We start from the raw sequence: 3,472 nt of genomic DNA on the forward strand, positions 1-3,472 counted from the left end.
CGTAGGCCCGTGCAAGCGTAGCGCCGCCGGGTAGGAGACTGAAATCTAATTAGATCTCGGTTACCACGGTCTCTTCTGGCAGGCGGGATTTCGGCAGGGACTTGTTGAAATCTTCTACGCTGTGGTGACCAACCGGGACGACCACCAGGCTGGTGAAGCCTTTCTCTTTCAGACCAAATTCGGCATCCAGCACGTCAGCGTCAAAACCTTCGATCGGCACCGCGTCGAGGCCCATTGCACCCACGCCCAGCAGGAAGTTACCCACGTTCAGGTAGACCTGACGTGCCATCCACTCATGATCGTCCTGGCGATCTTTGCGGTGCAGGTCGGCAAAGAAGGTGCGGCCCTTGTGGTTAGCGGCTTTGGCTTCCGGCGTGGCGAAGCGGCCGTCGGCGTCCTCCTGATCCACAACCTTCTCCAGCCAGGCGTCGTCCATGGCGGTTTTTGCGCAGAACACCACAACGTGAGAGGCATCCAGCATTTTGCGTTCGTTGAACACGTAGCCGCCCGCTGCGGATTTTGCTACCCGCGCTTTGCCCTCTTCGGTGCTGGCAACGATGAAGTGCCACGGCTGTGAGTTGGTGCTCGACGGGCTATAACGCAGCAGCGTTTTGATCTTCTCGGCCTCGTCGGCGGTCAGTTTTTTGCTGGCGTCAAACGCCTTGGTTGAGTAGCGCTGCAAGGCGATGGAAACGATATCCATAAATGCTCCTGATAAATTTTTGCGATAAGTTGGGCTGCGCTGTAGCGTACCGATTCAGCGAAGAAAAAATAAGTGAAAAACGTGCGCTTTAGCTGGCGTTGCTGTCCGCCAGGGCGCGCCACATCGCTTCGAAACCGTGAGCTTTGAAATCAGCCGCCTTCTCGGGCTCGCGGCTGGCGAACTCAATGGTGGTTTCGGCAAGAGAGAGGAACAGGGCATCGCCAAAGGCGTGGAAGGCCTCGGTAAGAAAAATGGGCAGCACCGAGCGACGGCAAAGTGTGTGGAGATCCGGGAAGAGCTCATCCACATTTTGTTGGGTGGCACAGGTGATCTTGCCCGATACCGCCAGCTGACGGATCGCCCGATGGCCGACGGGGTGCAGAATGCCCCAGTCGATATAGCTGTTCCAGATATAGCGGGTCAGCGCTTTGGCTTCTCTGACGGAGCGATCGAGACCGTCGAGCATGGCGTGGCAGAGATCGGTTTTCAGCGCGAGATAGACCGCATTAAGCAGGTCGTCTTTGGTGGCAAAGTAGCGAAACAGCGTGCCTTCCGCGACGCCCGCGTTACGGGCTATCAGGGCGGTGGAGGCGGTGATCCCCGACTGGGCAAACGCCTCGGTTGCCGCTTCCAGTAACGCCTGTTTTTTATCTTCACTCTTCGGACGAGCCACTACCCTTTACCTCACACGCGATTAAACCCTGATTGAATCATGACATTTGCCGCTCCGCAACGGGTGATGTCAAAGATCGAAAATCATCTTGACGACTTTCTGACTCTTTCTATAATGAGTGCTTACTCACTCATAATCAAGTTTTAGCGCTTAAAGAGCAGAGAGGAACGACGTATGACCATTTCCGCTCAGGTTATCGATACGATTGTCGAGTGGATCGACGACAATTTGCACCAGCCGCTGCGTATAGAAGAGATTGCCCGACACGCGGGCTACTCCAAATGGCATCTTCAGCGGCTGTTTATGCAATATAAAGGCGAGAGCCTGGGGCGCTATATCCGCGAGCGTAAGCTGCGGCTGGCCGCTCAGGAGCTGCTTGATACCGATCAGAAGGTGTTTGATATCTGCGTTAAGTATGGCTTTGATTCCCAGCAGACCTTCACGCGTATTTTTACCCGCACCTTTAATCAGCCGCCAGGGGCTTACCGCAAGGAAAACCACGGCCAGGCGCGGCATTAATCCGCCGTTGGCCCGGCCTGCGCGACTTAACGGGACGAGTGGTTCAGTGAGAACCAGCGCCGCCAGATAAAGCGCAGCACGTAGTACTCGATGATCCCGAGCAGCAGAAACCAGACGCAAAACAGCAGAGTGTAAAGCTGGTTGGCATCCACCAGATGAAAGGTGGCGATGAGCTGCTGCGTCAGCGCGCCGCCCGGCGAAGGGGCGGGCAGCAGCAGGCAGGAGAGGAAGGCCAGCAGTAAAATACCGGCGGCCGTCATCAGGGATTCAAGTGGGTGCGTCATGGTGATGTTAATCGTCAGTTAAAACGATATTGTCAGCCATTTGCCAGCCCGGCGCAACCAGACGGGCGCTATTGCGCCGCCCAGATCTCCGCGTGCTTTTGCACCAGCCCAATCAGCGAGCCGCCGTCGGCCACGAAGTCGCGCATCAGCTGGTCCTCGCTCTTGCCACGCCGTACGAAGTGCGCCAGCTCTTCCAGGGCGCTGCCGCCGTTCAGCTTGTCAGCGTAAGGGGCAATTTTGTCCATCACTCGCTGGATATCCTCCCCGATGGTGACCTGCTCGCCGGTATGCACGTCGGTCAGCACCCCAGCAAAGCCGTAGCGGCAGGCCTGGAAGCGGTTAAACTTGTAGAGCAGATAGTCACGCTCCTGCATCTTGAATGGCCGCTCGGCCAGCAGCCAGTGGGAAATCGCCTGAATAAACCCGGCGATGTTCACCGCGTGGCCAAGCGTCAGCGGGGTATCCATCACCCGCACCTCAACCGTGCCAAAGTGCGGGCTGGGACGAATATCCCAGTGCAGATCTTTGATGCTGTCGATCATGCTGGTGTAGCTCAGGCGGCGGAACAGCCCCTCGAATTCCGACCAGTTGCTGACCCAGGGCGCGTGACCGTTATCCGGAAACGCGGAGAAGATGTTGAGCCGCGACGAGGCGAAGCGGGTGTCGGTGCCTTGAATGTAGGGTGAAGCCGCGCCAAGGGCGATAAAATGGGGCACGAAGCGCGACAGGCCGTGCATCAGATAGATAGCGTCGTCCCCGCTCGGGCAGCCCACGTGAACGTGCTGGCCGAACACGGTTGCCTGCTGAACTAAATAGCCAAACATCTCCAGCGTGCGCGCGTAGCGTTCGTCATCGCACACCTCCTGACGCTGCCAGGTCTGAAACGGGTGCGTGCCGCCGCCGCAAATTTGCAGATGGTGTTCGCTGGCGGCGCGCAGAATGATCTGCTGCATGGCGGAGAATTGTCCGGCGGCCTGGTGGATATCTCCACAGACGCCAGTGGCGATCTCCAGCATACTCTCGGTGATGTCGTGCTTCACCTCGCCCCCTTTGACTTCAGCCTTAACGGCGTCAATCAGCGTGGAGGAGTCCTGGCTAAGGTCGTATCCCGGCGGGTTAACCACCTGCAGCTCCAGCTCAATCCCCAGGGTAAAGGCGTCAGATCGATGAAAGTCGGGTAGGGGCATAGGTAAACTCGCTGTTGTCTGTTTTTAATAAGTATAGAGCGAGTTTAGCCCCGACCGAGGCGGTGGCCGGGCAACAGGTGATTAATCAGACAATTAAAGCTGCTGC

At 57.4% G+C, this 3,472-nt stretch carries 5 protein-coding genes; 1 reads left to right on the plus strand and 4 read right to left on the minus strand.

Annotated features, from left to right (window positions below):
* Positions 1-49: 49 nt before the first annotated feature.
* Together nfsB and FN633_RS08815 are read right to left on the minus strand one after the other, a co-directional pair.
* Positions 50-703 carry an oxygen-insensitive NAD(P)H nitroreductase gene (gene nfsB / locus FN633_RS08810; protein ID WP_154057453.1) on the minus strand — a complete coding sequence of 218 codons (654 nt, stop codon included), beginning with the start codon at positions 701-703 and terminating at the stop codon, positions 50-52.
* An 88-nt stretch (positions 704-791) separates the two neighbouring features.
* The gene (locus FN633_RS08815) at positions 792-1,376 is read right to left on the minus strand and encodes a TetR/AcrR family transcriptional regulator (RefSeq protein WP_154057454.1); all 585 of its coding nucleotides are present in this window, start codon (positions 1,374-1,376) and stop codon (positions 792-794) included.
* A 174-nt stretch (positions 1,377-1,550) separates the two neighbouring features.
* Here FN633_RS08815 and FN633_RS08820 point away from each other — a divergent pair, with 174 nt between their 5' ends.
* Positions 1,551-1,895 (plus strand): RamA family antibiotic efflux transcriptional regulator, encoded by a 345-nt coding sequence (locus FN633_RS08820; protein WP_154057455.1) that lies wholly within the window; start codon positions 1,551-1,553, stop codon positions 1,893-1,895.
* A 26-nt stretch (positions 1,896-1,921) separates the two neighbouring features.
* Here FN633_RS08820 and FN633_RS08825 read toward each other — a convergent pair whose 3' ends face one another.
* Entirely contained in the window at positions 1,922-2,179 is a 258-nt protein-coding gene (locus FN633_RS08825) for a DUF1158 domain-containing protein (RefSeq protein ID WP_154057456.1), read from the minus strand.
* Positions 2,180-2,247: 68 nt separating this feature from the next.
* On the minus strand, positions 2,248-3,366 hold the full coding sequence (locus FN633_RS08830; RefSeq protein ID WP_154057457.1) for a YbdK family carboxylate-amine ligase: 1,119 nt from the start codon (positions 3,364-3,366) through the stop codon (positions 2,248-2,250).
* Positions 3,367-3,472: the final 106 nt, after the last annotated feature.

Source organism: Pseudescherichia vulneris (assembly GCF_902164725.1).
Classification (GTDB): Bacteria; Pseudomonadota; Gammaproteobacteria; order Enterobacterales; family Enterobacteriaceae; genus Pseudescherichia; species Pseudescherichia vulneris.